This window comes from Hyphomonas oceanitis (assembly GCF_036964545.1).
Classification (GTDB): Bacteria; Pseudomonadota; Alphaproteobacteria; order Caulobacterales; family Hyphomonadaceae; genus Hyphomonas; species Hyphomonas oceanitis.
Window position 1 is genome coordinate 22,227 of record NZ_JBALTL010000007.1, and the last position, 25,189, is coordinate 47,415.

A 25,189-nucleotide genomic window follows, 5' to 3' on the forward strand; every position below is an offset into this window, starting at 1 on the left:
GTGGCCCCGAAGGGGTCGGAGGGGGAATTTACGACGACGCGATAATTTCCAGCCCGCCCATGTAGGGCCGCAGCACGTCCGGCACGGTGATGGAGCCGTCTTCGTTCTGGTAGTTCTCGATGACGGCAACCAGTGTGCGACCGACGGCGAGGCCGGAACCGTTGAGCGTGTGGACGAATTCAGGCTTCGCGCCGGCTTCCTTGCGGAAGCGCGCATCCATGCGGCGGGCCTGGAAGTCGCCGCAATAGGAGCACGAGCTGATCTCGCGATAGGTGTTCTGGCTGGGGATCCAGACTTCGAGGTCATAGGTCTTGCGCGCCCCTGCCCCCATGTCGCCGGTGCAGAGCAGCATGCGGCGGAAGGGCAGGTTCAGGCGTTTGAGCACTTCCTCGGCGCAGCCGGTCATACGTTCCAGCTCGGCAAGGCCCGCCTCTTCATTCTCCACGATGGAGACGAGTTCGACCTTGTTGAACTGATGCAGCCGGATCATCCCCTTCGTATCGCGCCCCGCGCTGCCCGCTTCGGACCGGAAGCAGGGGGTGTGCGCGGTGAAGCGGAGAGGCAGGCGTGAAGCGTCGAGGATCTGGTCACGGACGAGGTTTGTGAGCGGGACTTCGGCGGTGGGGATGAGGAAGTGAGATTGCCCGAACATCTCCTTCAGTCGCTGAAGGTGTTCTTCGGCCTGCTGCTTCTCAAATTTGGAACGGTCCTCTTGAAAGCCCTCTAGTACTGCGCGCTTATCAGCATCTTCAAGCTCCTCGTCCGAGTAAATAGCCATTTCGATGCTATCGGCTGCCACGCTCGCACTTTCGCTCGCGTATTGCTCTAAACCGGCTTGGGTAATAGCAGTCGTCTTGAAGAGGTCTTCTTCAAACTTTGGCAGCTGCCCCGTCCCCACTAGCGCCTCGTCACGCACCAATAACGGCGGGCTCACTTCCTCATAGCCATGTTCGTCGGTCTGCAGGTCGAGCATGAACGCCGCCAGCGCGCGCTCCATGCGGGCGAGCTTGCCACGCAGGGCGACGAAGCGGGCGCCGCTCATTTTCACGGCGCTGTCGAAATCCATCTGCGAGAAGCCAAGGTCGCTCTTCAGCGCCTCGCCGAGATCGGCATGGTCTTTTGGGTTGTTGATGCGCGCGGGGTCGCCCCAGCGGTGCTGTTCCTCATTGCCCTCTTCATCGCTGCCGAGCGGGACGACTGCCAGCGGCAGGTTGGGCAAGCCCATCAGCAGGTCGTCGAGCAGCGCCTTGGCGGCAGCTTCCTGTTCGCCAGCCGTCTCAATCGTAGACTTGGCCTCGGCAACCAGCGCCATCAGGCGTGCGGCCTCGTCCTCGTTCTTCTCGGCCTTGGCGCGGCCGATGAGCTTGGAATTCTCGTTGCGGACCTTTTCGGCATCCTGCTTGTCGGTCACCGCTTTGCGCAGCGCCGAGTCGTGCCGGAGGATTTCGTCGACCGAGTCGCCAAGGCCCGGCTTGCGGCGGTTCCAGGCGGCGCGGAAAGCGTCCGGATTGTCTCGGATGGCGCGGATATCGAACATGGGTCAGTCCTGAAGTGGCTTTGCCACCCGCTCTAATGCGCGCGGCGCGCGGCGTCCACTGTTCGAAATGGTCTCAGGCGCGCGCTTCGGCCTGTGTCACGGCCGACTTCACGGCCTTGTCAGGCATCCGGCAGATCACCTGCGTGCCGTTACGCTTTTGCGGGCGCACCTCAATGCAGGGCTCAAGCGCTCGCAGTCGCATCATCATCACCGCGAAATTGCGCAGGCCGAACCAGGCCGGTTTGCCCTTTTGCGGCGTCGGCGTGAAATCCGGAATGGCGCCGAGGGCCTTGATGATCTTCTCGCGCGCGATGGGCTGGTCCGGCGTGCGGGCACCAAGCTGCATGACGAGTTCGGCAGCGCGCGTAAGGTGCGGGTGCTCGTCGTCCGGTCGGGGCTCTTCGCTGCGCGAATCCATCTCGTCACGCACGGCACTGCGCACCCTCATCATCAGGGGCGAGCGGCGCTCCTGAACCAGCCGCGGTTCGGGCACTTCAGGAGGCGGACTGCGGAAGCGATACCATTTGCGTTTGGTGCGCTCATACTCACACGCGGCCTTCAGGGCCGACATATGGATCACCGCATCGGCATGCTGGCTGTAGAGTTCGTAAGTGGGGTCGGTTTCCTTGCCACCGGCGACGACACGCAAACGTGGAGACTGGATGCGATTCACCACAGGCACGAAATCGGAATCGGTCGTCAGGACGATGATTTCTTGAACGTTCTTAAGCCGATCAGTCATCTGGACGGCATCCATTGTCAGCACGATATCGGCCGAACTCTTGCCGGAGCTGATCTTGTTCTTCGCAAAGGCACGGCAGTTGAAAGCCTCAAAGCCCGCGGCCTCGAATGTCTGCCTGTGCACATCGTGCTGCAGGTTCCAATAGACGCGTTTGCTCAGGAACTTGCGGCGTTTCTGGCGGTGCGACAGCGCGCCATCCTCCAGCCAGAGAACCCAGTTAGCGACTTTTTCAGTGAAGGCCTCGCCCGTCGCAGCGTGGATATTGTCGAAGTCGACAAGCAGGACGCTGTTAACGCGTGACAAAAGGGTTTCTCCCTGATTCGCGGACTGAGCGAGTGACAGATGTTCTACATCCGACGCCGGAAAGCAACCGTGCACCGCACCAAAATTAACTATTCAGCGGGTGAGTCGGCGTCCAGTTCAGCCTGCTTCTTCTCAATCAGTTTCACGCAGAAAATCGAGATCTCATACAGGAGATAGACAGGTCCCGTTAGCAGGAGCTGGGAGATGATGTCCGGCGGCGTGAACACGGCCGAGAAGAGGAGAATGATCACGATGGCATACTTGCGACCACTGATCAGCGTCTGCGCCGTGATGATGCCGATCTTGGCCAGCAGCGTGAGGATCACCGGCAGCTGGAACGAGATGCCGAAGGCCAACATCAGCGCCATCACCAGCGACAGGTATTCTGACACTTTGGGCAGGAGCTTGATCGTCGCGACGCCGCTGTTGATCTGCTCCTGCGAGATCGAGAAGCGCGCCAGCATGGGCAGCATCAGCACGTAGACGAAGGCCGCGCCGGCGGTAAAAAGCAGCGGCGCAAAGACGAGGAAGGGCCAGAAGGCCCCGCGCTCGTTCTTGTAGAGGCCAGGCGCGACGAAGGCGTATATCTGCCAGGCGATAACCGGGAATGACAGGAAGATGCCTGCAAACAAGGCGAGCTTCACCTTGGCGAAGAAGAATTCCATCGGCGCCGTGAAGATCAGCTCCAGCGGTGCGCCGCGCAGCGCTTCGGCCTTGGCGGCGAAGGGCGCGAGCAGGAAGTCATAGATTGGCTGGGCGACGAAGAAACAGCCGAGCGAGGCAATACCCAGTACGCTCAGCGAAATGATCAGGCGTGTGCGCAGCTCGGTCAGGTGCTCGAGCAGCGGGGCGCGGCTCGCCTCAACTTCATCATCCAGGATTTCAGGCTGTTCGTCCTTGGGCGGGGTGGTGTTCACGCAGCATCGTCCTTGGACTTGGGCGCAGGCGCTTCAGGCGATGCGGTGTCTGCTGTTGCCTCGGCCGTTTCGGGGGCGGGTGCAGCAGGCTTTGCGGCTGCCTCAGCGGCAGCCTTTTCCTCGGCCATGGTCTTCTTCATAACGGCGGAATTGATCTCGCCTTCCATATTGGCGAGGTCGGCCTGCGCTTCGGTCATCATGTTGGTGCGCTTGAGGTCTTCGATTTCCTTGCGCAGCTCTTCCAGCTCGCTCTGGCGGGCAATGTCTTCAAAGGCGGCCTGGAATTCACGTGCCATGGCGCGGCCCTTGCCGACCATCTGGCCGACCTTGCGCATCATCAAAGGCAAATCCTTCGGGCCCACGATAATGAGCGCCGCAAGGGCCAGGACAAGGAGTTCGGAAAATCCGACGCCGGGCAGCATTATGCGCCCTCCACCAGGAACACTATGACGAGACTTTCGACTCGTCTTTCTTCTTCGGGGTCACATCAACAAGGTCGTCCTTGTCGACAGCCTTGGGCTCATCATCATCCGAAAGACCCTTGCGGAAAGATTTCACACCCTTGGCCATATCGCCCATGATGGAAGAAATCCGCCCACGGCCGCCGAACAGCAGCAATGCCACCACGATGACGAGAACGATCTGGAGAGGTCCGACTGAGCCCATTGGGGCCTCCTGATTAGGTGTTTCGCATTGCAGCATAGCGCTCCGTTCCTGCTGGAACAATGGGGCGAAGCTGTTAAAGGAAGTGGCATGCGTATCGCGACCTGGAATGTCAACTCGATCAAGGCCCGCCTTTCCACTGTTCTGGAAGTGCTGGGCGCAATCGAATGTGACGTCGTCTGCCTTCAGGAACTCAAGTGTGAGACTGACGGCTTTCCCTATATGGAGCTTGAGGAACTGGGCTGGACCTGCGCCGTTCACGGGCAGAAATCCTACAATGGCGTGGCTATCCTCTCGAAATACCCGCTGGATGATGTCCAGAAGGGCCTTTCGACCCTTGAGGACGACCAGTCGCGCTATATCGAGGCGCTGGTCATGGCGGAGACGCCAATCCGCGTCGGCGCGATCTACCTGCCCAATGGCAACCCTGCGCCCGGCGTGAAATATGACTATAAACTTGAATGGATGGAGGCGCTTGAGGGCCATGCGCGTCAGCTGCTGAAGCAGGAAGAGGCCTTTGTCCTCTGCGGCGACTACAACGTCATCCCGGGCATTGATGACAGCTGGGACGAGACGGTCTGGGCGGATGATGCCCTTGCCCTGCCTGAAACGAGGCAAGCCTTCCGGCGCCTGCGCAATCTCGGCCTGACCGATGTGTTCGACATGTGCGACGGCCGCGCGCACCAGTACACGTTCTGGGACTATCAGGGCGGCGCCTTCCCCAAGGATCACGGCATCCGCATTGACCATCTTCTCTGCTCGCCACAGGCGGCAGACCGGCTGAGCGGCGTCGAGATTTACCGCAAGGCGCGCGAGCTGGAAAAACCTTCAGACCATGTGCCCGTGATCGGCACTTTTCAGGACTGATGCCTATTTTTTAGGCGTGCAAGACTGGTTGTAGTCAGCCACGTCCTGATTGTACTGCCGCGCATTGGCCTGCAACGCGAACTCCGCCTGCGCGAAAGCCCGCTTGGCAGCATCGAATTCGGCCTTGGCGGAATCGGCGGCCTTGGCGTTGGACGCCGAAGCCAGGCGCACAATCTGTGCATCCTCATAGCTGTCGCCAAGCGCCTCAGCCTTGGCCGCCAGCGCGTCCCGGTTGGCCGTCGCGGCTTCCAGCTCAGTCTTCTTCGGTGCCAACGTCACCTGCATGGCCTTGCAGCGCTCAACCTGTTTCGGCGAGAGCGTATCTGCAGCCGCCGGCATTGCGACGGCCACAGCGAGCGAGGCAAGGAGCAAACGGATCATGGCGGGGCCCTTCTTCAATATCCTGCCTAATGCCCGATAGCGGCTGAAGCAAACCTGAATAAAGCCGTCACAGACTGGCCTCAATTGGGGCAGCGTCCGCCCCATTCCAAAGCCCGCCGAACGCCCAAAGATTAAAAAATGATCAATTGCTCACTTGGCCACATTTTTGCCGTATTCAGAGACGATTTTGTGATTGTTCGCTCACATAGCGAGCTATTCAGGAGACAGACCAATGACCGCCTTGAACCCACAAACCACCACACAACGCCCGGCACTGGACGTTGCCGTTACGCTTGATCAACTGGTCGCCCCGCTCGAAATACCGGCTGATCTCAGCCGCGCCCGCTGGGCCCCGAAATGGACATTGATCCTGCCCATCGCGATGCTGGCAGCCTTCACTGTCCCTGCCCTGCCTATGGACTCCGATGGCGTGGCGAGCACGGCTGCAACTCATCTGGCCTGACCGGTCAACCGTCAGCCGCCCGCGCGCGGATCCTGTGCGCGGCGGTTGGCGACGACCGAGTCGATAATGTTGAACACGGCCGCGAAGTCGCTAAGCAGCTCGCGCACCCGGTCCGGATCATCCAGCCGCTTGAACATGGTGCCAGGTTCGAACAGGTTGCCGCCCTGCAGCGTGATGAACATGTCGCCACCATCGAAGCAGCATTTCAGCTTGCCGCCATGGAACGCCTCTTCCATGTCGACCAGCTTCTGCATCAGGTCCGGTGTCAGAAGGTAACGGCTCTCGACCTGATCGGTCGTGTAGACCTCAAAGATCTTCTCGAAGACAGGGTCCTCAAGGCTCGCCCGCTGCATGCCCTTGCCGCCACCAAAGCGGTTGAAGAAGCCGGCATCGCGCGTCACCAGCGTGCGGCCGTAGAAAACCTTGTCGAATTCAAAGCGCAGGCACTGGCCTTTGAAGACGGTGACCCAGCGCGTCTGGGAACGGCCCTTGGAATCGGTGGTCTGGCGGCGTTCTTCCAGGTGCGCCTCGAACAGTTCGAACTCCACGCCCTTGCGCGCGCCGGTGACGAGATCCTCATAGCTGGCCCTGTCCCAGCTCGGCACGAGACCTATTTCCCGATGCTTATGGATCGCGTCCACCTGCCCCGGATCGGCATTGAAGCTGAGTTCGAACTGACGCGCGACCGGCGTGACCAGCAGCGTCTTGGCCTCCTTGGCAAGCTTGGTGATGTCCCGCGAGCCCCACCAGACATAGCCGAAGCCGACAATGGCCGCGATAAAGGCCACAAAGGGCATCTTCGCCACGAAGAGGGCAACCAGAACGCCGATGACACCGATCGCCCCGCCAACATAACGCGCCTGTCGCGCCTTGCCGACGGCCGCCAATCTATCGCCCTCACGCGCCTGCAACGCAGGGCGAATCTCATCCTGAAAGACCTGTCCGAAGTGCTGGAAGGCAGCTGGCAGGTCGGCAAGGGCCACCGTGATTTCGGGGTCCACCCGGGGCGGCTCGCCGCCGGGAAGGTCAGGTGTCTGGTCCGTCATAGGTCGTCGTTTCGCGTCTGCATCTATTCGTCCACCTCAACCGGCTCACGGAATATGGCTGTCGATGATCCCGACGGGCTGATCTCGCCGCGATACATGCCGGCCGAGTTGAAAACGAAATCCACATTCCCGGCGCCGTCGATGACGATCACGCCGCCGTCGCCGCCTAGCGCTGCGACTTCGCCAAGCGCCACACCCGCAGCCGTGCCGACACTTTCATCCCGGAACTTCACCCGGTCGCAGATCGTCTTGGCGACGCCAACACGGATGAAATACTCGCCATGCCCCGTGGCCGATACGGCGCAGACGCCGTTCTCGGCATAGGTCGCCGCACCGATCAGCGGGGCATCGCCCACCCGGCCCGGCGCCTTGGCCGTCATGCCGCCTGTCGTTGTGGCGGCGGCGAGATTTCCGGCGCTGTCTATGGCGACAGCGCCCACCGTCCCGAAGCGCTCTTCTGCCGTGCGCAATTCCGCAAGCGGTTTGCCCGCGCGTGATTCCAGAAGTCGGTCCAGCGCTTCACGCCTGCGGTCTGTGTCGAAATAGGAGTTCAGGACCATTTCGAGCCCCTGCACATCCGCAAACTGGTCCGCCGCCGGCCCGGCGAACATGACATGCTCGGACTCGTCCATCACGGCGCGCGCCGCAAGGATCGGGTTCTTCACGCGCATCACGCCCGCAACGGCGCCCGCATCGCGGTCACGCCCGTCCATGATAGAGGCGTCCAGCTCATGCGTGCCATTGGCCGCAAACACAGCGCCATAACCCGCATTGAACAGCGGATTGTCTTCCATCGGAATGACAGCGGCCTGCACCGCGTCCACCGCGCTACCGCCCTCGCGCAGCACGGCTGCCCCGGCTTCGAGGGCCGCGTTGAGACCCGCAGTATAGGCAGCTTCTTCTTCAGCAGTCATGTTCTCGCGCAGGATCACGCCTGCGCCGCCATGGATCGCAAGATGCCATTCCGGGGCCGCAACAGGCTCAGGTTCAACCGGAGTTGCACACGCTGCCAGGAACAGGCCAGCGCCCGCCAGGATCGTCAGGGATTTCAGTGTCATCGCCGCCTCCAGTTTTCTGAAGGCAGGATGGACTGATTACCTACAGGTCTTCAAGGCTTTTACGGGCGGCCTTGAGCTTTTCGCGGCGGCCCGTCCAGTCGATGATACGCTCGCGGTTCTCTTCCACGATCTCGGGCGGCGCCTTGGAGACAAAGGCCTCGTTGCCGAGCTTCTTCTCGGTCGACATGATGTCCTTGTCGAGCTGGCCGATCTCCTTGTCGAGCCGCTTGCGCGCCTCAGCCACGTCGATCTGATCGGCAATACCGAGCGCCACAACCGTTTCGCCCACAACCGTCGACACGGCGCCATCCGGAACCGACTCACTGACAACAATGTCTTCAAGGCGCGCGATGCGTTTGAGGATATCTTCGTGACGGTAAGCGCGATCCTCAATGACCGGGCCAGCATTGACCAGCGACAGCGGAATCTTCGAGCCAGCCGGCACGCCGAGATCATTGCGCAGTGAGCGGACTTCAGTGATCAGGTCGATCACCCACTGGATCTCGTCGTCGGCTTCGGCATCGCGCGCGATGTCATATTCCGGCCAGGACTGGAGCATGAGGAAACCCTGCTCGTCCACGCGGCCCGCGGCGCGGCGCTCCCACAATTCTTCCGTCACGAACGGCATGAACGGGTGCAGCAGCTTCAGCGTCTCGTCGAGCACATAGCCGCACACGTCGCGCGTCTCCTGCTTGGCCGTGTCGTCCATGCCCATCAGCAGCGGCTTGATGAGTTCGAGATACCAGTCGCAGAGCACGTTCCAGATGAACTTGTAGAGCGCGCCCGCCGCATCATTGAAGCGGTATTCTTCAATAGCTTTCGTGGCCTCGGCTTCGCACGCGGCAAGCTCGCCCAGAACCCAGCGGTTCACGGGGCTCGTCACCTTGGCGAAATCGATCTCGCCCGGTGCGCCGCACTCGTTCATCTCGGCAAAGCGCGCCGCGTTCCAAAGCTTGGTCGCGAAGTTGCGGTTGCTTTCGACGGCCTGTTTCGAGAGGCGAATGTTGCGCCCCTGCCCGGCCATCCGGCCCATGGTGAAACGCAGCGCATCGGCGCCGTATTCGTTCACCAGTTCCAGCGGGTCCATGACATTGCCCTTGGACTTGGACATCTTCTGGCCCTTCTCGTCGAGGACGAGGGCGTGAATGTAGACATCCTTGAACGGAACTTCGCCCATGAACTCGATGCCCATCATCATCATCCGGGCAACCCAGAAGAAGATGATGTCAAAGGCGGTGACGAGCGTGGCGGTGGGATAAAATGCGTCCAGCTCAGGCGTCTTGTCCGGCCAGCCCATGGTCGAGAATGGCCAAAGCGCGGACGAGAACCATGTGTCGAGGACGTCAACGTCTTGGCTTATTGCAAGCTCCAGTTTTCCGTCGTCCGCACGCTTCATACGCAGAACGTTGGCTGCAGCTCTCCCAGGAGACCAGTCACCTCCAGAAACGGCCCGAACCTTATCTCCCCACTTCGCTTGGAACAATTTTATCGCGTCAGCTTCTGTTTGTGCGCAAACCTCAGTTTCAATTGGACTGAAGCTAAGCTCTGAAGGTATTTTTTGCGTGGTGCCTTGAGGCACAGAGTGAGTTTCCGACCACTCGAAGAGTTGGATCATTTGATCTAAGGTCTCAGGAGCCGGACCATACCAAACGGGAATCCGGTGTCCCCACCAGAGCTGGCGGCTGATGCACCAGGGCTGGATGTTGTCCATCCAGTTGTAATAGGTCTTTTCCCAGTTCTCCGGCACGAAGCGGGTCTTGCCCTCTTTCACGGCGGCGATTGCTGGCTGGGCTATGGTCTTGGCATCGACATACCACTGGTCGGTCATCCACGGCTCGATCACCACGTTCGACCGGTCGCCAAAGGGCTGCTCGATCTTGAGGTTCTCGATTTCCTGCAGCAGTTCCAGCGCCTCGAACGCCTCAACCACTTTCTTGCGCGCATCGAACCGGTCGAGCCCACGATAGTCAGCCGGGATGCCCGCCGCCTCCGCGTCAGCGCCATCGACGATATGCGCCGTGGCGTTAAGGATGTTCAGCGGCGTATGCCCCGCGCGCTTGCCGACTTCAAAGTCGTTGAAATCATGCGCCGGCGTGATCTTCACGGCGCCGGAGCCTTTTTCAGGGTTCGCATACTCGTCCGCGATGATCGGCACGCGGCGGCCGACAATCGGCAGCTCCACGTACTTGCCCACAAGGCCCGCATAGCGCGCGTCTTCCGGGTGAACGGCCACGCCCGTATCGCCGAGCATGGTTTCAGGGCGCGAGGTGGCGACCACGATATAGTCACGCATCTCAGATCCGGTGACGTTGCCCTCCTCGTCCTTGACCGGGTGCAGGTAGGTCACCCCGTCCGCCAGCGGATAGCGCAGGTGCCAGTAATGGCCGTTGACTTCGCGCTGGTCGACTTCGAGGTCCGAGATCGCGGTCTGGAAATGCGGGTCCCAGTTCACGAGGCGCTTGTCGCGATAGATCAGGCCCTTCTTGTAAAGCTCGACGAACACTTTGGTGACGGCGCGCATCATGTTGTTGTCGGGCTCGGCCCGGTCGCCCATCGTGAAGGCGAGGCGAGACCAGTCGCACGAGGCGCCAAGGCGCTTCAGCTGGCCAACAATGGCGCCGCCGGATTCCTCTTTCCACGCCCAGACGCGGTCCACGAAGGCATCACGCCCCATCTCGCGACGGCTTTCATTGCCTGCTTCGGCCAGCTGGCGCTCGACAACCATCTGCGTGGCAATGCCAGCATGGTCGGTGCCTGCCTGCCAGAGCACGTTCTTGCCACGCATCCGCTCGAAGCGGACCAGCACGTCCTGCAGCGTATTGTTCAGCGCATGGCCCATGTGCAGCACGCCGGTGACGTTCGGTGGCGGGATGACGATGGAATAGGCTTGCGCGCTGGTATCGCCCGAAGGCTTGAAGCATCCGCGTGCCTCCCAGGCCTTGTAGAGGCGTGTTTCGGCTTCGGCGGGGTCAAATCGTTGGTCGAGCATGGGTCAGGCGTATTCCAGGACAAAAGAAAAGGGCGCGCCAGTGGCAGCGCGCCCTTCCCTATAAACATTTTGGCGGGAGAGGCTAGCGCGCCATGCGGGCGATGCGCTGTACTTCCGCTTCGACCTTTTCCTCGACAATGCCGGGCAGGTTGGCGTCGAGCCAGTCCTTGATCATCGGCTTGAGCAGTTCGCGGACGAGACCCTCAATCGTGTTGTCGCCGCCGAAATCCATTTTGGAGATCAGCTTGCCGAGTGCGCCGGCGGCGGCATCGGACGTTGAGTCGTCGGTCAGGACGGTCTGCTGGTAGCGGGCGCTGGCGGGCATTTCATTCTCCACAGGAGCATAGGCTTTTTGACGGGGGGCAGGTTCCGGGATGGGTTCCGGCTCCGGTTCGGGTTCATGACGGAAGGTCGGAGCTGGCTCAGGCTCTTCGACAGAGCGAGCGGCCATAAGCAGATCCTCAAACGAATCAGCAGGCTCCGGCTCGCTTTCCTCTGCGACTTGCTCCGGCTCTTCCAGCACGAACGTGTCGTCTTCCTCGGCCTCGAAGATGCCCTCATCGACATCTTCCTCAACCGGATCGAACGCCATGTCGGAAAAACCGCCATCATCCTCTTCCTCGACCGCTTCCTCGCGAACAGGAGTCGGCGCACCGGGACGGCGGGCCGTCGTGGCATCGTCCTCTGAGATTATCTTGCGGATCGACGCGAGGATTTCCTCCATCGTCGGTTCCTTGTGCGCTTCGTTGGCCATGTCAGCCCCTTACTCTTTACCCATCAGAATCAGTACAGGTTAATGGATAAGATGTATCAGTTAACAACCGCTTGACGATGTTAACCTTATTCGATTTCCGGCGCGGCGCCAGTGGGAACAGGCTTGTCCAGCTCGCCAGCCGCACGCAGAAGTCGAAACGCTGCGACATAGGCATCACGCTCGGACTGTACCAGCGCGAGTCGCGCCTCAAACAGTTGCTGTTCCTGGTCCAGAACGTCGAGAGTCGTGCGCACGCCGACGGCGAGTTCTTCCTTCGCACCGTCATAGGCGATCTCGGCGGCATCCACCTGACGGCGAGACGCCTCGATCGAGCGCAGCGACGCATCGTAGCCATACCAGGCCTGTGCGATCTGTGCGCGGACTTGGCGTTCAAGCAGGTCGATCTGCTGGCGCGCCTGGTCGCGGCGCAGACGCGCTTCACTGACCTGGCTCTTGATCAGGCCACCAGAAAGAATCGGGATTCGGCCCTGAGCAACGGCAGAAACGCTTGTATTGCGCTGCTCCGGATCACCATAGGTCGAATCGACGCCAGCAGTGCCAACGATGCTGATCTGTGGCCGGTACTGCGATTTTGCGACCGAGATCGCTTCGCTTGCAGCGCGCTCGGAATGACGCGCGGCTTGGATATCCGGATTGCCATCAAGCGCAATCTTCACCGCCTCATCAATCGAGCGCGGCAGAGGCGGCAGTGGCGGTGGTGGCGGCAGGTCGCCCGGCTTCAGGCTGGTGAGGAACTGGTAATTGGCTTCGCTGGCCTCAAGCTGCGCTTCGGCGCCAGCCAGCGCGGCACGTGCACCTTCAAGGCGCGCATTAGAGAGCGAAACGTCCGTCCGCGTGACAACCCCGACTTCGAATCGGTCATCGGCGGCGCGGACCTGCTCGCCTGTAACATCGACATTGTTCTTGCGAATCGTAACCGCCTCACGGTCGCGGCGCACGTCGACATAGGCCGTCACGACCTGGAGAATCATGTCCTGCTGGGCAGCATCATATTGCGACTTCGCGGCGCTGATGCCGGCCTTTGCCTGCCGAATGCCGGCGCTGACACGCCCGCCCGTATAGAGCGGCTGCACGGCCTGGACCTGCGCGTTGGCAATCGGACGGTCACCAAGTCCGAAGGCAAACGGCGACGTCGTATCGACATATTCGTAACCGGCACTGCCGACGACATTCAGCGTCGCGCGGCCGCCTGAACGGGCTTGCGCAAGGCTCTCACGCGCCACGTCGGTCTCATATCGCTGGATGTCGAGCTGGGGGTTTGTCGCAAAGGCCGAGGCGATTGCCTGATCCAGCGTTTCCGCCGTAGCAGAGCTTCCGGCAATCATCGCAACGACCGCCGCACCCATAAGGCAACGATACTTCACACGCATCCTGAGCTCCTTGATAACCCGGTTTCAGCAGCATCATATAGCGACGCCCGAAGATATAGTGAACACTGTTCACTTTTCGGGAGTCTTAAACGCTGAGAATAATTCTTATGATGCGGGCAATCAGCGCAGTCTGACTTTAAAAAACGAAGGCCTGCTTGCGATTGAACTGCTCGAACTTGGGCGGGAAGGCGTCAAAGCCGTCACGCGCCGCAACCGTGTCGCCCGCCTTCGTGAACACTTTGCCGCGCCCAAGGCCTTCGCGCTCCATGACAACCGTCGCGAGGCGTCCGCCATCAGCCAGTTGAGCGGTCCACGCGTCCGGAACGGTTTCGACCATGCCGCACACATAAATAACGTCAAACGGCGCCTGGTCCGGCAGGCCTGCAGCGATATTGCCTTCAACGGCCACCGCACGATCAAGGCGAAGCGTCGCAAAGCGCTCCGACATGGCGTCTACCAGCTCGGTCGTTTCCTCAAGCGCAATGACGGTTTCCGACAGGTGGCTGATAAGGGCAGCCTCATAGCCAGCCCCTGCCCCGATGACGAGCACAATATCGGTCGGCCGAATCGCAGCCAACTTGATCAGCTTGCCGGTATCGCGCGGAATCCAGAGCGAACGGCCGGGCGATGTCGCGATTTCCAGTTCGGAATAGGCCACCGATTTGCGGGAGTTCGGCACAAAGGCCTCGCGCGGCGTGCGCAGGAAAGCCGAAACGATCGGTGCATCGGAGACATCATTCGGGCGGATCTGGCTATCCACCATGATCTCGCGGGCTGCGTCAAAGCTCATGGGCGCGCGCCTTCCTCTGGTAAAAACGGACGTATAACCGCCCTTTAGCATGGGCCGCGCCCCACGCAATGCGCGATAAACGCACGGGTGGTGAAAACGCTGATTGAAAGCCTGCCTTTTGCTTGCTAGTGACGCGCCTCTGGTCAGGCTCTATGGCGGAGTGGTGACGCAGCGGATTGCAAATCCGCGCACCCCGGTTCGATTCCGGGTGGAGCCTCCAGACGCAATCCACAGATTTGGATCATTCTTAACGCATTCTTGCGCTAATTTTGCGCGTTTGCTGGTTAATCATTTACGGCGCGTTAACCAATTCGGGCGATCTTGGGCATGTCTTCTCTTGGAGACACCCACCATCACCCAACGCCTCGGCGGGAGCTTTCAGCTTCCGCCATTTTTTTGTCCGAACACAAGTTTTTGGACAGGAGCAGCATGTTGGGGCTTGAACCGGACCATCGGTCTGCTATTCACCCGCTCTCGGCTGATCCGCGATAGCTCAGTTGGTAGAGCAGGCGACTGTTAATCGCCCGGTCGTAGGTTCGAGTCCTACTCGCGGAGCCAACAACCTCACGCAACTAATTGTTTTTATTGTGTTATTTCTATTTTTAAACAATTTCGCCCCACAACCCGCCCCACAAAAAAGCCGGGTATGGTGCAACCGTAATGAACGAGATTGATCGTTGCCGCAGGATTCGGGACCGAGTTTTAACCGTTCCAATCTAAATACGAGGGTTCAATTCTCTTCACCCCCCCCTCCAATCTTATGCTCATCGTCGCCGTTGTCATCATTCCCATCTTCTGGCCGCTTTCACACGTTAAGGGGTGATGCGGGGCCTCCCTGTGTGCTTCCTCGCATCGCGGCCACCAATTTCAAAAGGCGCCAAGCCCTTGTTTCCAGTGGTGCCGGTTGGGAGACTCGAACTCCCGCCCCTGTGATTACAAAATGGCGTGGCTTAAGCTTGGGATCTGCGGCTGTACCAAATTAGCGCCATCAATCTAGCCTTGGCACAACAAGGCCTGCCCCTCGCCAACCTACCTGCTGACAGGCCAATGCAGCTTTTGCTAGCCGCTCATGGCGCAGGATCTTGCAAAACGTGTCCGCACGCTCTATCCGGTGCATGTGCTGCGCCGCTGCATGCTGCTGGATGCGTTCAGTCTAATTATCCGAAATCGAAGTCACACGCTCGCGTTTGCCGCCTTGAGAGGTGCAAGCGCACCCGATCTGCAAGAGGGAAATAACCCCAATGCCGCTGCCAGCCCTCACCTCTTTAAAGGACATTTGGTTTTTCAATATTCGCGGTGACCTGCTCGCCGGCCTTGTCGTGGCTCTCGCCCTCATTCCCGAAGCTATTGCTTTCTCAATTATCGCGGGCGTCGATCCAAAGGTTGGACTTTACGCCTCATTCTGTATCGCGGTCGTCACCGCCATCGCGGGTGGGCGCCCCGGTATGATCTCAGCGGCGACCGCCGCAACTGCCGTGCTCATGGTCACCTTGGTGAAGGATCATGGTCTTGAATATCTGCTCGCGGCGACCGTCCTGGCAGGTCTTCTTCAAATTCTAGCTGGCCTCCTCAGACTTGGCCAGCTGATGCGGTTCGTCTCACGTTCGGTCATTACAGGCTTCGTCAATGCCCTGGCCATCCTGATCTTCCTCGCCCAGATTCCCGAACTCGTGGGTGTCCCGATGCTGACCTATCCAATGGTCGCTCTTGGCCTGGCCATCATCTATCTCTTCCCCCTGCTCACGCGTGCGGTGCCCTCGCCCCTTATCTGCATCATTGCGCTCTCGGCCATCGCCATTGCTTTCGGCCTGGATGTCCGCACCGTCGGCGATATGGGCGAGTTGCCCGCCACCCTGCCAATGTTCCTGATCCCGGACATCCCGCTGACCTTGGAAACCCTGCAAATCATCTTCCCTTATGCGCTCGCCGTCGCCGTCGTCGGCCTGCTTGAGTCCCTGATGACGGCCACGATAGTCGATGAACTCACCGACACGCCGAGCGACCGGAACCGCGAATGTGTTGGCCAGGGCGTTGCCAATACGATCACCGGTTTCTTCGGCGGCATGGCGGGCTGCGCCATGATCGGCCAGTCAATCATCAACATAAAATCAGGCGGCCGCGGACGACTTTCGACGCTATCTGCGGGCATTTTCCTGCTGGCCATGATCCTCCTGATCGGAGACTGGGTGAGCCGTATCCCGATGGCTGCCCTTGTCGCCATCATGATCATGGTCTCCATCGGCACGTTCAGCTGGTCGTCGCTCAAAAACCTGCGGGTCCATCCGCGCAGCTCGTCGATCGTCATGCTAGCGACTGTTGCCGGCGTTATCTTCAGCCATAACCTCGCCATCGGGGTACTGATCGGCGTGCTACTGTCCGGCGTGTTTTTCGCCGGAAAGATTTCTCAGATTTTCCGGGTCTCATCGGAACTGTCCGCAGGCGGCCGCACGCGCCGCTACAGGGTGGAAGGCCAGGTGTTCTTCGCGTCGGTGGAGGCCTTCAATGCCGCCTTCGATCTGAAGGAAGCGCTCGATGAGGTGATCATTGATGTAAGCCAGGCCCATATCTGGGACATTTCCAGCGTGGCCGCGCTCGATATGATCGTGCTGAAATTCAGGCGCGAAGGTGCTAAAGTTGAAATCATCGGCCTCAACGAAGCCAGCGAAACCATCGTCGACAAGCTCGCCATCCACGACAAGCCTGGTGCGATCGACAAGCTGATGTCGCACTAGGGAGGAACGACAATGACCCATATTCTCGCACTCATCGATGGCTCGGTTTATACCCACAGCGTCTGCGACCATGCCGCTTGGGCAGCCCGCCAGTATGGCGGGGACATTGAGCTTCTCCATGTTCTGAGCACCCAAAAATCCGGCGCCTTGCCAACGGACCTGTCAGGCGCCATCGGCCTCGGCGCCCGTTCATCGCTCCTGGATGATCTTGTTGAGCATGATGCCCGCACCGCGCAGCTCGACAAGGAGCGGGGCCGTGCCATTCTCGACGCTGCCCAGCAGCGCCTCGAAAGCCAGGGCATCGGGAACGTCAGCCTCGCCTTGCGCACCGGGGAGATTGCCGACTCCCTCGTCAAGCGGGCCGGCGACCTCATCGTCATGGGCAAGCGCGGCGAAGGCGCAGACTTTGAGAAGCTCCATCTTGGCTCAAATCTTGAGCGCGTCGTGCGAGCCGTCCACCGGCCGGTTCTGATCGCCAGCCGGACGTTCAAGCCGATCCAGCATGCCGTGTTCGCGTTCGATGACGGAGTCAGCGCGCGTAAGGCACTCGACAGCCTGGTCCAGTCTCCCTTGGCCGATCGCCCGCGTATCACCGTCTTCAGCGTTGCCGAAGCGGGCTCAGATATCGCCCGCGGCGGGATCGCGGCAGCAGCCCGCCTCATCAAGGCGGGTTATGAGGCCGTTGCAAAAGAACGGCCCGGCCATGCAGAAAAGATCATTGCCGAGGAAACCGAACGCGACGATGCAGACCTGCTGATAATGGGCGCTTATGGCCATTCGCGCATTCGCAGCCTGATTATTGGCTCAACAACGACCGCGCTCATCCGGTCGTGCGCGATCCCGCTGCTGCTTTTCCGGTAATACTCTGTCAGCCAATCACTTCAAACGAGTGCGCGTCGACCTGCTCGGCGCCGTTGAGATCGAACAGGGCCGTATTCCGGCCTGTTTCGGCAAACGCGCTGCCATAGATAATCCCGTCGAAGCCCTCCAGCCGGAAGAACTCGGCGATCAGCTGGGTTGGCGCGTAGAAGGCTGTGTTGTCACTGCGCAGGACAGGTGCGCGAATGCCCGGTCGATGTCCCGCCATACCTGTTCGTCCGAATTGGCTGAACGACTGTCCGGAGCGGTCTCGGTGAGCGTGTGGAAAAGGGAACAGTCGACGATCCTAAGCGCCCGGACAGTCCGAAAGCGGGCCAGAGACAGCGTCGCGCCGATCCAGGGCCGTAACTCGGACATGGCCACATATTCTGAGGTCGCAAGATAAAGACAGGAAATACCCTTGGGATTTACCCGGCCCTCAAATGCCTTGTCGATCCAAGGCTTCGTCCGTTCATTCTGAAGCGGCACGCGCCGACGCTGTGCCTCTTCATCACCGGATTCCCAGTCGCGGCCAATCTGCGCGCGCCAAAATGCCTCCCCTACCGGGAGTACCTCTATCCGGTCACGCAGACTTCGTCTGATCCAGCTCAGGAAAGCGTCGCAGGTCTGTGACCGGATATATCTCTGACGATAGAGGACTTCGTCCCTAAATTCACGAAAACTTATACAAGGCGATACTTGTCGATCTTCCGGACTCTCCTCCATCTTGTCCTACCTGCCCGGCGCAATTTCGACCACTGGAAAAGCACCCCCATGATGTGCTCATCGCCGCGCTTTATCTCATGAATATCCTTGTCGAGGCGAGGTTCCCACCGACGTTCCAGGGAGACGATCCCGATTTCTCCCGGCAAAGATCCGTCATCGATTCGCCCTCAAGCCGCCGGGCAACAAAACGCAGTCTCTCGTCCATTTTCGATGGGTCCTTCCATGGCATCGCAACCTCCCGCCAAAGCGGAAAGTGTTACCCATGTGTCCGGTACAATCTGTCACCTATGTCTCGAGCCGCTCAAGCTTGCCCATCGTTGACGGGCATCACCCTGCCGGAGACCTCCCTGCCGGGCTGGTACGGAACGTAGGCCATACCACTTTCTCCGGCATAGGCGCGGCCATAGTCATGCATCGACCGGATATGGAGCATCTCCATCGCCTGCGGTTCCAGTGCCCCGCTATGGCCCGCTTGCGCGATACCGCGCGCGACGAGCACGGCCCGGCGCTGTCGGATAAGCTCGCGCGCCTCGCCGCCAAACCCGGAATAGCCCACCTGTTGGCTGGTCTCGCCAGCCAGATGACGATCAAGCCAGGTAAGGCCTTGCGCGCTGAGGCGTGCATATCACAATGCTAAAGTGTGCAGATCCTTCAGCGCGCTCGTGATCAGGTTGTAGGCTTGTTCGTTCTCGTCCGGCATCACGATGATCGCGAGGATGGCAAGCTTCAGAGCGAGACCTTGAGGGGTACTTGCCGGTACTTCTGGCAGGGCAGTGAGAAGTTCTTGCCGCGTCTCATATAGAGCCTCCAGACGGTGGTCCATTGCATCTAGTTCCACAGCTTCAGGCATGGCGGCGCATCGTTGCCGGGAAAGGTCGCTCCAATAGCGCTCCCGAATGAGGTAGGTGTCGAGCGCCTGCCAACGCCTGACCAGATCCTGGTGTGTTTCCTCAAGCGCAAGCCAGGCCCTGCAAGCGTCGACAGATGGATCCGTCCGTGCGGGGATATCTCGTACGGCTGCGACGGCAACTGATCCCGCGATAATTTGCCGGCGCGAGAGTTCAAGAATAGCGCGTGAATCAGCATCCGCCGCACCAAGAGGGCGTCGCGACATTGGTTTACCTTTATGGTACATGTGAGTCGTTTAGTGTCACGCACCATAACAGCGTGATCGTTTTAAGTAAATATGATCGTAAAAAGAAAATGACTGATCTCACCTCCGCTCAGATTCGCGCAGCGCGCGCCCTGCTGGATTGGACGCAGCCGAAACTGGCTGAGATGGCGAAACTGTCTGTGCCGACCGTCCGCCGGATGGAGAGTGCTCGCGGGCCTTCAGCGAGTACTCCGGCCAATGTGGACGCAGTGTGCCGGGCGCTGGAAGCGGGTGGAGTTGTTTTCCTAGCCCCGGAAGAAAATAAAGATGGCGGTCCAGGTGTCAGGCTAAAGCTGTAGACTAGGTGAGCGCCCGACATTCGTGACGGAACGTCGCAAAGCCACTGTAAAGCGGCCGTGTCAGCGTCAAGGAAGTCAGATTCGCTCCAGCATCGTCACGGCTTGGAAATGGGCGGTGAAGAATCGTTATGACTATCGTGGTAGCGCGCGGGACTACAGCAATACCTACGATATCGCCGAACAGCTTCCCACGAGGTCCAAGGGCAAACCGGGCAACCAGTTCCTGTCAAACGAGGAATTGACGACGCTCTGGCTGACCCAGCCCGGTGAACTGCGCATGAGCATGACGCCAATAAGCAGGATGTGTCTCGTGCAGAATGTGAGCGTCTGAGAGAACGTCAATCGCACGCAGGGCACGCCTGGAGCGGATCATGCCAAAGGCGTGGAGCAGTAAATGTGCGCCGGTTATGATACCAGGAGTCCGGGTCAGTTGCTCTACGGGTTGACCTGCCTCGGCAACCAGAATGCGCCGGATTGGGCGCCAAAGCTATCACAGCGCCAGCGTACAAAACCGAAGACCTGGCCCGGTTCGAAGAGATGTATTGCGCCCCGACAGGCCACCCTGCGTGAATGGGCGGGCACGTCTGGTCCGTCATGGTCACTTACCGAAAAGCGAAGTAATGACCGGCACTGATCCAGTGCCGGTGAAAGTGCCGCGCGTGCGCGATAGGCGAGTAAACGAAGTGAAGATCACCCTCACGTCCAGCATCCTGCAGCGATTGTTCCCCGACAGCGACCTTGACACTTCACGGCATAAAGCGAATCCATCACTCTATGGGTCTAAACATTCGTCTGAAAATGGACTGTTTCAAGACAATGTCTGTGACCTGGTAGCGATGTTAAAATATCATCGTCAATGAGGACGTGACAAAATCTCAGCGACGCTGCCCAATCGCCTTAGCGGCCAAGGTCGAGGCAGCAAGGATCTGCTTTTTTGACGCGCCAGATCTGGCGAGTGCGTGAAATCCGAGCGCGGATGCCAGAGCGAAAGACGCCAGCGCCTCGTCACCACCACTCAACCTTTTCAGTTTGCGCAACAAATCAGAACGGATGCGCCGGACCTGCCGGCGCAAGGCCGGGTCGAACTGGGGCGACTGGACGAGCGCCTCGGACAGCATACACCCCCGATTTCCCTGCTTTGCGACAAATGCGCCAACAGCTTCGAGAAATTCCACAAGCTCGCGTCGCTGGCCAGCCTCGCCCTCAAGCATGTCCAGCCGGGGAAGGAGCGTGAATTCCATATAGCGGCGGAGGGCGTCGAGGAAGGCGGTCGGCTTGTCCCTGAAGGCGGCATAGAAGCTGCCACGCTGGATGCCGGCAGATTGCTGCAATTTGTCGACGTCGGCGCCATTATAGCCGTGGGTCCAGAACACGTCGACGAGCGCGTCCAGCGCCAGATCTCTGTCAAAGCTGCGAGGTCTTCCTGCCATGCGCCCTAAATGTCGTCTGCAGCAGCCTTCGGCAAGGGACCGCTGCAGACGTTTCTCACAATTTCCGGATTCTGGCGGCCTCTGCGCCCCTAGTCCGCGACAGGGTCGACCCAGGAAAAACGGGCAAAAGCCGGGTCAACAGGCGTATCGGCTATGTGATTCACATAATTTGACAGGGTCTTCTGGGCGACCCCGAGTAGCACATCCAGCACATGCCGCCTCGCATAACCTGCCTCAAGGAACGTGCTCACCTGCTGCGTATCCAACACGCCCCGCTGGCGAACAATCGCCAGCGTGAATTGACGCAAGGCCTCCAGTTTGGGGTCATCCAGCGCATCACCGGCACGCAAAGCATTGATCGTCGCTTCGTCGACCCCTTGCATCATGGCGATTGCGGTATGGGCTGGCACACAATAGTGGCAGGCGTTTTCAACATTAATCGTAAGCCAGACCACATTCCGCTCAACCTTGCTCAGGTCTGACCGCTCGAACAATTCATGCAGGTTCTTGTAGGCTTCAAGGTGCTCAGGGCTTTCGGCCATGACGGCATGCAGGTTGGGGATTCTCCCGAAGGCCTTGGCGGATTCTTTCAGAAGTGGCCTTGCGGCTTCAGGCGCCGTGTCGATGGTATGCAAATCAAATAATGCCATGGGTCTTTCTCCTTGAGGCCCTTCTAGCTGGGTATTCTGTACTGACCGATCAAGAACAGGATAACTGAATTATTCCGAACTGGCGCTCAGGTGATACCTGCATCCCGTCCCCAGGACAGGTACGACCCGCTCCTGCGTCGTTCGATGGCTTCAGGCGACGGGTCGGCATATTCTTCTCCCGGAAGAATACCCGCGGCATCGACCACCCGGTTCATGAACGCATACAGCCCGCAAACGAGCGCGGCATCGTGTATCGCCTCTTCTGACCAGCCGGCCTTCAGCAGTCCCGCGACATCGCTACGGCGCACAAGTGACGGAGTCAGGGCGAGCTTTTCGAGGAACCGGAGCAATTTCAGGAATCGGGCTGGAAGCGGGGCCTCGTCAAATCGCTCAAACAACATGTCGACCAGTGCCGGATCAACATCGAACGCGTGCGCCATGAGCTTGTGTGCGCCATAGCAGAACTTGCACTGATTAAGGCCTGAGACCCAGGCTGCTATCAGCTCCCGTTCGCCAATTGACAGCTCGCTATCGCTTCGCAGGACAGCGTCGTGGAACGCGAGCAGTGGCTCGACGCCCCTTGGGAATCGTTTGAACAGGTCGCTCAGATGCGCGCGGTCCGGAAGGCTCGGATAATAGCTCATGTCGGATTTCCTTTCACGGCGAGTGGTACAGCATTGCATATAAGCGAGGATTGTCAGTCCCCGCATAAGAAATAGTGGACTGAACAGTCCGGAATGCCGGATCGTTGATCCTTCCGCACGCTTTCGTGAGTTTCAGTTCAATAGGGCTTCACGTATTCAGACCCTGCGCCGCCAAACTTGCGGAGCTGATTTCAACCTGGAGACTAGACATATGTCGCACACAACGTTCATTGCAAAATCCCTGATCGCTGGCCTTGCACTCGCCGCAGCCGCTGGCGCCGCAAACGCGAAGCCAAACGCTCAACTTACCCTGGCCGACAATGCGCCCGCGGACGTTCAGTCCGCCTTCACGGCATGGCAGGCTGGTGAGCGAATCGAAGGCCGCAAGGACAAATGTTACGGTATTGCCCTTGCTGGCGAGAACGATTGCAAGGCCGGCAAAGGAACAAGCTGCGAAGGCACATCCACCGTCGACTTCCAGGGAAATGCCTGGACGTTCGCGCCCAAAGGCTCCTGCGACTTCATCGTCTCGCCCGAAGGTCCTGCTGCGTTGAACGAACTGGATCGTAATACACCGGCCTGATCCCAGCCCGGCAACAGAGTTCCTCGGATCACAGTCATGCAACTTCCACCGTCCCCCCCGTCCACTGCGGGTCTCGGGCTAAAACCGGAGCACTTTGCTCCGGCGCTCGAGACCGAAGTTGAAGGATTGTGGTTCGAGGTTCACCCTGAAAACTATATGGTCCAAGGCGGCCCACGCCTGGCCTGGCTGACTGCTATCCGCGAAAAGCGCCAGCTCAGCTTTCACGGCGTCGGCGCGTCTCTCGGCGGACTGGATCCATTCGACAGGCAGCACACCCATGATCTACGTTTATTGATCGAGCGGTTCGATCCGTTTCAGGTGTCCGAGCACGCAACGTTCTCCGCGCACAAGACGCGCTACCATGCAGATCTGCTGCCGCTTCCCCGTACACAGGAAGCGCTGATACATCTTGCAGACCGGGTCGATGCTTTCCAGGCCTTGATCGGTCGGCGAATTCTGATCGAAAACCCCACCAACTACCTGCCGTTCGCCTGCGAGCTCGACGAACCTGAATTTCTTGTGGAAGTCGCCCGCCGATCCGGATGCGGTCTCCTGATGGACATCAATAATATCTGGGTGAGTGCAAATAATGTCGGCGTGGACCCTTATGCTTATGTTCGCGCAATCCCTGGCGAGCTCGTCGGCGAGATTCACGTTGCAGGGCACTCGCAAGACCCTGGGCTTGGCGCCAAATTTCTGATCGACAGTCATGACGCGCCCGTCAGTGAGGGCGTGTGGCACCTTTTGGCCGTTGCGCTTCACGCATGGGGGGCCAGGCCGGTCCTCGTTGAACGTGATGGCAATATCCCACCGTTTGACGACTTGCTTGCCGAATTTCACCACGCCACGCGGATACTGACAGCTTCACAAGAGGCGGCACACGATGCGGCTTGAGCAGCATATCGAAGCCATGTCGTCCTTCGCTGCTGGCCGCGCCGGCGCCGCTGCGCTTACCCCTTTGATGGACTCCAGAGCGCACCCGGGCCAGCGCGCGCAAGTCTATCGCAATTCTGGCATCCTCGCCTGCGTTGAGGCCCTCAGGTCCAACAATCTACGACTGGCAGCCGTCATGGGCGACGCGTTTTTCAGTGCCCTGGCACGGGCCTATGCCGATGCGGAACCGCCCTCGACCCGGAGTCTGGTCGGATACGGTGTGTCGCTCGCTCATTTTATCGCCGCAGCTGAATCTGAACATGGACTGCCCTGGCTCGCAGATATCGCCCGGCTGGACCGGGGTTGGCTCAATGCCCACCTCGCACCAGATGCAGACCCGCTGGCACCGGGCGCGCTTGCCGAGATCGATGGCTCGACCCTGATGGTATCCACCCTGACCATGCATCCGAGCCTTAATATTATCGACATCGAATGGGCGGTGGCATCCCTTTGGACAGACCTGAAATCAGGCGAGCTTCCGAACCGCCAGATGCACCTGGCGTGCCGATCTGAACACGTTCTTTTCTGGCGTCCCGAAGGAGAGGTCAGGATGCGCGTTCTTCATCCCGGAGAACACGCGTTTCTCAGTTCGGCCATGTCCCAATCGCCACTTGGGGATGCATGTGAAGCCGCCCTGGCTGCCGAGCCGTCTATTGATCTTTCGCATCTCATTGCCGGCGCCGTCTCGTCGGGATTGTTCATCACCATCGCTCAACAAGGGGGAGCTAATCATGATACTCATTCAGAGGCTGCAGGCTGGTTATAGCTGGCTTACCAGCAAGGCCAACATGCTGGAACCGTTTGCGCTACTTATCGCGCGCCTGGCCGTGGCCCGGGTATTTTTCATGTCAGGGCTTACAAAATGGAATGGCTTCCTGTCATTCAACCCTGACAAATACGACCTCTTCCTGTTCGAATTCTTCTGCCCGGAAGATAAGCGCGCTGGCGCCCTCGTGCTGTGCACAGACCAGGCGGCGGGCACATACGCACCGACAACACAATGGATTGTCGAGCGCTTCGCCAACATGGCCGGTATCATGGAAATCCTTCTGCCGATCCTTCTTGTCCTCGGACTGACGTCAAGACTGGCGGCCGCCGGACTGCTCACGATGACCCTGGTGATCGAACGCCTTGTCTTCCCGGATGCCGATAGCTGGTGGGGTAGTCACGTCTGGTGGGCGGCCATCCTGTTTGTGATCGTCGCCCGTGGTCCCGGCCGATTCTCTCTTGACCGACTATTCAAGCTCGAATCCTCGAGAACGTGAGAGCCTTGGGGGCCA

Annotated in this window: 32 protein-coding genes and 2 tRNA genes; 14 read left to right on the forward strand and 20 right to left on the reverse strand. The window is 59.6% G+C overall.

Annotated features, from left to right (window positions below):
* Window positions 1–28: 28 nt before the first annotated feature.
* The 5 genes from serS to V7651_RS17235 form a co-directional block, all read right to left on the reverse strand.
* On the reverse strand, window positions 29–1,537 hold the full coding sequence (serS, locus tag V7651_RS17215; RefSeq protein WP_335613893.1) for a serine--tRNA ligase: 1,509 nt from the start codon (window positions 1,535–1,537) through the stop codon (window positions 29–31).
* A gap of 73 nt (window positions 1,538–1,610) precedes the next feature.
* On the reverse strand, window positions 1,611–2,582 hold the full coding sequence (locus tag V7651_RS17220; protein WP_335591642.1) for an NYN domain-containing protein: 972 nt from the start codon (window positions 2,580–2,582) through the stop codon (window positions 1,611–1,613).
* An 89-nt stretch (window positions 2,583–2,671) separates the two neighbouring features.
* The gene (gene tatC / locus V7651_RS17225; RefSeq protein WP_035537176.1) at window positions 2,672–3,499 is read right to left on the reverse strand and encodes a twin-arginine translocase subunit TatC; all 828 of its coding nucleotides are present in this window, start codon (window positions 3,497–3,499) and stop codon (window positions 2,672–2,674) included.
* Window positions 3,496–3,921: a Sec-independent protein translocase protein TatB gene (tatB, locus tag V7651_RS17230; protein WP_051624624.1), complete on the reverse strand. Its 426-nt coding sequence runs from the start codon at window positions 3,919–3,921 to the stop codon at window positions 3,496–3,498. The genes tatC and tatB overlap by 4 nt, the downstream gene beginning before the upstream one ends.
* 22 nt (window positions 3,922–3,943) lie before the next feature.
* Window positions 3,944–4,165: a twin-arginine translocase TatA/TatE family subunit gene (locus V7651_RS17235; protein ID WP_035537177.1), complete on the reverse strand. Its 222-nt coding sequence runs from the start codon at window positions 4,163–4,165 to the stop codon at window positions 3,944–3,946.
* Window positions 4,166–4,252: 87 nt separating this feature from the next.
* Here V7651_RS17235 and xth point away from each other — a divergent pair, with 87 nt between their 5' ends.
* Window positions 4,253–5,029 carry an exodeoxyribonuclease III gene (gene xth, locus V7651_RS17240; protein ID WP_335613894.1) on the forward strand — a complete coding sequence of 259 codons (777 nt, stop codon included), beginning with the start codon at window positions 4,253–4,255 and terminating at the stop codon, window positions 5,027–5,029.
* Between the two features lie 3 nt (window positions 5,030–5,032).
* On the opposite strand, the gene V7651_RS17245 is transcribed toward xth, so the two are convergent.
* Complete coding sequence (locus V7651_RS17245) at window positions 5,033–5,410, reverse strand: hypothetical protein (protein ID WP_335613895.1); 378 nt, start codon at window positions 5,408–5,410, stop codon at window positions 5,033–5,035.
* A gap of 232 nt (window positions 5,411–5,642) precedes the next feature.
* On the opposite strand from V7651_RS17245, the gene V7651_RS17250 reads away from it, so the two are divergent.
* Window positions 5,643–5,873: a hypothetical protein gene (locus V7651_RS17250; RefSeq protein WP_335591637.1), complete on the forward strand. Its 231-nt coding sequence runs from the start codon at window positions 5,643–5,645 to the stop codon at window positions 5,871–5,873.
* 11 nt (window positions 5,874–5,884) lie between these two features.
* Here the strand turns inward: V7651_RS17250 and V7651_RS17255 are convergent, their stop codons facing one another.
* The 6 genes from V7651_RS17255 to V7651_RS17280 all read right to left on the reverse strand — a co-directional run bounded on the left by V7651_RS17255 (window position 5,885) and on the right by V7651_RS17280 (window position 13,901).
* Window positions 5,885–6,919, reverse strand: coding sequence for a DUF3137 domain-containing protein (locus tag V7651_RS17255; protein WP_335613896.1), 1,035 nt, complete (start codon window positions 6,917–6,919; stop codon window positions 5,885–5,887).
* A gap of 23 nt (window positions 6,920–6,942) precedes the next feature.
* Window positions 6,943–7,977, reverse strand: a complete 1,035-nt coding sequence (locus V7651_RS17260; RefSeq protein ID WP_335613897.1) for an isoaspartyl peptidase/L-asparaginase family protein — start codon at window positions 7,975–7,977, stop codon at window positions 6,943–6,945.
* A gap of 40 nt (window positions 7,978–8,017) precedes the next feature.
* Window positions 8,018–10,966, reverse strand: a complete 2,949-nt coding sequence (locus V7651_RS17265; protein WP_335613898.1) for a valine--tRNA ligase — start codon at window positions 10,964–10,966, stop codon at window positions 8,018–8,020.
* Between the two features lie 82 nt (window positions 10,967–11,048).
* Entirely contained in the window at window positions 11,049–11,720 is a 672-nt protein-coding gene (locus tag V7651_RS17270; RefSeq protein ID WP_035537184.1) for a DUF2497 domain-containing protein, read from the reverse strand.
* 86 nt (window positions 11,721–11,806) lie between these two features.
* The gene (locus V7651_RS17275) at window positions 11,807–13,111 is read right to left on the reverse strand and encodes a TolC family outer membrane protein (RefSeq protein ID WP_084146198.1); all 1,305 of its coding nucleotides are present in this window, start codon (window positions 13,109–13,111) and stop codon (window positions 11,807–11,809) included.
* A gap of 136 nt (window positions 13,112–13,247) precedes the next feature.
* Window positions 13,248–13,901: a protein-L-isoaspartate O-methyltransferase family protein gene (locus tag V7651_RS17280; protein WP_335613899.1), complete on the reverse strand. Its 654-nt coding sequence runs from the start codon at window positions 13,899–13,901 to the stop codon at window positions 13,248–13,250.
* 146 nt (window positions 13,902–14,047) lie between these two features.
* Here V7651_RS17280 and V7651_RS17285 point away from each other — a divergent pair.
* The 5 genes from V7651_RS17285 to V7651_RS17305 all read left to right on the forward strand — a co-directional run bounded on the left by V7651_RS17285 (window position 14,048) and on the right by V7651_RS17305 (window position 17,494).
* Window positions 14,048–14,121 (forward strand) — tRNA-Cys (locus tag V7651_RS17285).
* Window positions 14,122–14,383: 262 nt separating this feature from the next.
* Window positions 14,384–14,459: transfer RNA gene (locus V7651_RS17290), tRNA-Asn, on the forward strand.
* A gap of 511 nt (window positions 14,460–14,970) precedes the next feature.
* Window positions 14,971–15,201: a hypothetical protein gene (locus V7651_RS17295; RefSeq protein ID WP_155839356.1), complete on the forward strand. Its 231-nt coding sequence runs from the start codon at window positions 14,971–14,973 to the stop codon at window positions 15,199–15,201.
* A complete protein-coding gene (locus V7651_RS17300) occupies window positions 15,143–16,633 on the forward strand; it encodes a SulP family inorganic anion transporter (RefSeq protein ID WP_206741482.1) in 1,491 nt (496 codons plus the stop codon). Before V7651_RS17295 ends, V7651_RS17300 begins: the two co-directional genes overlap by 59 nt.
* A gap of 12 nt (window positions 16,634–16,645) precedes the next feature.
* Window positions 16,646–17,494, forward strand: coding sequence for a universal stress protein (locus V7651_RS17305; protein ID WP_034742371.1), 849 nt, complete (start codon window positions 16,646–16,648; stop codon window positions 17,492–17,494).
* Between the two features lie 7 nt (window positions 17,495–17,501).
* Here the strand turns inward: V7651_RS17305 and V7651_RS17310 are convergent, their stop codons facing one another.
* From V7651_RS17310 to V7651_RS17320, 4 genes are all read right to left on the reverse strand, one after another.
* Window positions 17,502–17,720: an RES family NAD+ phosphorylase gene (locus V7651_RS17310; protein ID WP_051615536.1), complete on the reverse strand. Its 219-nt coding sequence runs from the start codon at window positions 17,718–17,720 to the stop codon at window positions 17,502–17,504.
* Window positions 17,642–18,217 (reverse strand): RES domain-containing protein, encoded by a 576-nt coding sequence (locus V7651_RS18725; protein WP_081812272.1) that lies wholly within the window; start codon window positions 18,215–18,217, stop codon window positions 17,642–17,644. The genes V7651_RS17310 and V7651_RS18725 overlap by 79 nt, the downstream gene beginning before the upstream one ends.
* Window positions 18,218–18,518: 301 nt before the next feature.
* Complete coding sequence (locus tag V7651_RS18730; RefSeq protein ID WP_034742373.1) at window positions 18,519–18,773, reverse strand: DUF3363 domain-containing protein; 255 nt, start codon at window positions 18,771–18,773, stop codon at window positions 18,519–18,521.
* A 69-nt stretch (window positions 18,774–18,842) separates the two neighbouring features.
* Window positions 18,843–19,331, reverse strand: coding sequence for a hypothetical protein (locus V7651_RS17320; protein WP_034742376.1), 489 nt, complete (start codon window positions 19,329–19,331; stop codon window positions 18,843–18,845).
* Between the two features lie 89 nt (window positions 19,332–19,420).
* On the opposite strand from V7651_RS17320, the gene V7651_RS17325 reads away from it, so the two are divergent.
* The gene (locus V7651_RS17325; RefSeq protein ID WP_081812274.1) at window positions 19,421–19,669 is read left to right on the forward strand and encodes a helix-turn-helix transcriptional regulator; all 249 of its coding nucleotides are present in this window, start codon (window positions 19,421–19,423) and stop codon (window positions 19,667–19,669) included.
* A gap of 115 nt (window positions 19,670–19,784) precedes the next feature.
* Window positions 19,785–20,000 carry a hypothetical protein gene (locus V7651_RS17330; protein ID WP_034742379.1) on the forward strand — a complete coding sequence of 72 codons (216 nt, stop codon included), beginning with the start codon at window positions 19,785–19,787 and terminating at the stop codon, window positions 19,998–20,000.
* Here the strand turns inward: V7651_RS17330 and V7651_RS18735 are convergent.
* Entirely contained in the window at window positions 19,896–20,144 is a 249-nt protein-coding gene (locus V7651_RS18735) for a DUF2840 domain-containing protein (protein ID WP_155839367.1), read from the reverse strand. The two genes, V7651_RS17330 and V7651_RS18735, sit on opposite strands and share 105 nt — an antisense overlap.
* A 145-nt stretch (window positions 20,145–20,289) precedes the next feature.
* Here V7651_RS18735 and V7651_RS17335 point away from each other — a divergent pair, with 145 nt between their 5' ends.
* Window positions 20,290–20,529 (forward strand): hypothetical protein, encoded by a 240-nt coding sequence (locus V7651_RS17335; RefSeq protein ID WP_241765747.1) that lies wholly within the window; start codon window positions 20,290–20,292, stop codon window positions 20,527–20,529.
* 15 nt (window positions 20,530–20,544) lie between these two features.
* Here V7651_RS17335 and V7651_RS17340 read toward each other — a convergent pair whose 3' ends face one another.
* From V7651_RS17340 to V7651_RS17350, 3 genes are all read right to left on the reverse strand, one after another.
* Window positions 20,545–21,099 carry a TetR/AcrR family transcriptional regulator gene (locus V7651_RS17340; RefSeq protein WP_051615537.1) on the reverse strand — a complete coding sequence of 185 codons (555 nt, stop codon included), beginning with the start codon at window positions 21,097–21,099 and terminating at the stop codon, window positions 20,545–20,547.
* 89 nt (window positions 21,100–21,188) lie between these two features.
* Window positions 21,189–21,749 carry a carboxymuconolactone decarboxylase family protein gene (locus V7651_RS17345; protein ID WP_034742382.1) on the reverse strand — a complete coding sequence of 187 codons (561 nt, stop codon included), beginning with the start codon at window positions 21,747–21,749 and terminating at the stop codon, window positions 21,189–21,191.
* Between the two features lie 86 nt (window positions 21,750–21,835).
* Window positions 21,836–22,393: a carboxymuconolactone decarboxylase family protein gene (locus V7651_RS17350; RefSeq protein WP_034742384.1), complete on the reverse strand. Its 558-nt coding sequence runs from the start codon at window positions 22,391–22,393 to the stop codon at window positions 21,836–21,838.
* Between the two features lie 211 nt (window positions 22,394–22,604).
* On the opposite strand from V7651_RS17350, the gene V7651_RS17355 reads away from it, so the two are divergent.
* From V7651_RS17355 to V7651_RS17370, 4 genes are read left to right on the forward strand one after another with little or no spacing between them, the layout of a single operon-like run.
* Window positions 22,605–22,976 carry a BufA1 family periplasmic bufferin-type metallophore gene (locus V7651_RS17355; protein WP_045693610.1) on the forward strand — a complete coding sequence of 124 codons (372 nt, stop codon included), beginning with the start codon at window positions 22,605–22,607 and terminating at the stop codon, window positions 22,974–22,976.
* 36 nt (window positions 22,977–23,012) lie between these two features.
* A complete protein-coding gene (gene bufB, locus V7651_RS17360) occupies window positions 23,013–23,870 on the forward strand; it encodes an MNIO family bufferin maturase (protein ID WP_034742387.1) in 858 nt (285 codons plus the stop codon).
* Complete coding sequence (locus tag V7651_RS17365; RefSeq protein WP_034742391.1) at window positions 23,860–24,675, forward strand: HvfC/BufC family peptide modification chaperone; 816 nt, start codon at window positions 23,860–23,862, stop codon at window positions 24,673–24,675. The genes bufB and V7651_RS17365 overlap by 11 nt, the downstream gene beginning before the upstream one ends.
* Window positions 24,641–25,174, forward strand: a complete 534-nt coding sequence (locus tag V7651_RS17370; protein ID WP_034742394.1) for a DoxX family protein — start codon at window positions 24,641–24,643, stop codon at window positions 25,172–25,174. The genes V7651_RS17365 and V7651_RS17370 overlap by 35 nt, the downstream gene beginning before the upstream one ends.
* Window positions 25,175–25,189: the final 15 nt, after the last annotated feature.

Coding starts and splice junctions, on each gene's coding strand:
- serS (WP_335613893.1), bottom strand. CDS start 1,537: ATGTTCGATATCCGCGCCATCCGAGACAATCCGGACGCTTTCCGCGCC.
- tatB (WP_051624624.1), bottom strand. CDS start 3,921: ATGCTGCCCGGCGTCGGATTTTCCGAACTCCTTGTCCTGGCCCTTGCG.
- V7651_RS17235 (WP_035537177.1), bottom strand. CDS start 4,165: ATGGGCTCAGTCGGACCTCTCCAGATCGTTCTCGTCATCGTGGTGGCA.
- xth (WP_335613894.1), top strand. CDS start 4,253: ATGCGTATCGCGACCTGGAATGTCAACTCGATCAAGGCCCGCCTTTCC.
- V7651_RS17245 (WP_335613895.1), bottom strand. CDS start 5,410: ATGATCCGTTTGCTCCTTGCCTCGCTCGCTGTGGCCGTCGCAATGCCG.
- V7651_RS17250 (WP_335591637.1), top strand. CDS start 5,643: ATGACCGCCTTGAACCCACAAACCACCACACAACGCCCGGCACTGGAC.
- V7651_RS17255 (WP_335613896.1), bottom strand. CDS start 6,919: ATGACGGACCAGACACCTGACCTTCCCGGCGGCGAGCCGCCCCGGGTG.
- V7651_RS17260 (WP_335613897.1), bottom strand. CDS start 7,977: ATGACACTGAAATCCCTGACGATCCTGGCGGGCGCTGGCCTGTTCCTG.
- V7651_RS17265 (WP_335613898.1), bottom strand. CDS start 10,966: ATGCTCGACCAACGATTTGACCCCGCCGAAGCCGAAACACGCCTCTAC.
- V7651_RS17270 (WP_035537184.1), bottom strand. CDS start 11,720: ATGGCCAACGAAGCGCACAAGGAACCGACGATGGAGGAAATCCTCGCG.
- V7651_RS17275 (WP_084146198.1), bottom strand. CDS start 13,111: ATGCGTGTGAAGTATCGTTGCCTTATGGGTGCGGCGGTCGTTGCGATG.
- V7651_RS17280 (WP_335613899.1), bottom strand. CDS start 13,901: ATGAGCTTTGACGCAGCCCGCGAGATCATGGTGGATAGCCAGATCCGC.
- V7651_RS17295 (WP_155839356.1), top strand. CDS start 14,971: ATGGCGCAGGATCTTGCAAAACGTGTCCGCACGCTCTATCCGGTGCAT.
- V7651_RS17300 (WP_206741482.1), top strand. CDS start 15,143: ATGCCGCTGCCAGCCCTCACCTCTTTAAAGGACATTTGGTTTTTCAAT.
- V7651_RS17305 (WP_034742371.1), top strand. CDS start 16,646: ATGACCCATATTCTCGCACTCATCGATGGCTCGGTTTATACCCACAGC.
- V7651_RS17310 (WP_051615536.1), bottom strand. CDS start 17,720: ATGGCGGGACATCGACCGGGCATTCGCGCACCTGTCCTGCGCAGTGAC.
- V7651_RS18725 (WP_081812272.1), bottom strand. CDS start 18,217: ATGGAGGAGAGTCCGGAAGATCGACAAGTATCGCCTTGTATAAGTTTT.
- V7651_RS17320 (WP_034742376.1), bottom strand. CDS start 19,331: ATGTCGCGACGCCCTCTTGGTGCGGCGGATGCTGATTCACGCGCTATT.
- V7651_RS17325 (WP_081812274.1), top strand. CDS start 19,421: ATGACTGATCTCACCTCCGCTCAGATTCGCGCAGCGCGCGCCCTGCTG.
- V7651_RS17335 (WP_241765747.1), top strand. CDS start 20,290: ATGACCGGCACTGATCCAGTGCCGGTGAAAGTGCCGCGCGTGCGCGAT.
- V7651_RS17340 (WP_051615537.1), bottom strand. CDS start 21,099: ATGGCAGGAAGACCTCGCAGCTTTGACAGAGATCTGGCGCTGGACGCG.
- V7651_RS17345 (WP_034742382.1), bottom strand. CDS start 21,749: ATGGCATTATTTGATTTGCATACCATCGACACGGCGCCTGAAGCCGCA.
- V7651_RS17350 (WP_034742384.1), bottom strand. CDS start 22,393: ATGAGCTATTATCCGAGCCTTCCGGACCGCGCGCATCTGAGCGACCTG.
- V7651_RS17355 (WP_045693610.1), top strand. CDS start 22,605: ATGTCGCACACAACGTTCATTGCAAAATCCCTGATCGCTGGCCTTGCA.
- bufB (WP_034742387.1), top strand. CDS start 23,013: ATGCAACTTCCACCGTCCCCCCCGTCCACTGCGGGTCTCGGGCTAAAA.
- V7651_RS17365 (WP_034742391.1), top strand. CDS start 23,860: ATGCGGCTTGAGCAGCATATCGAAGCCATGTCGTCCTTCGCTGCTGGC.
- V7651_RS17370 (WP_034742394.1), top strand. CDS start 24,641: ATGATACTCATTCAGAGGCTGCAGGCTGGTTATAGCTGGCTTACCAGC.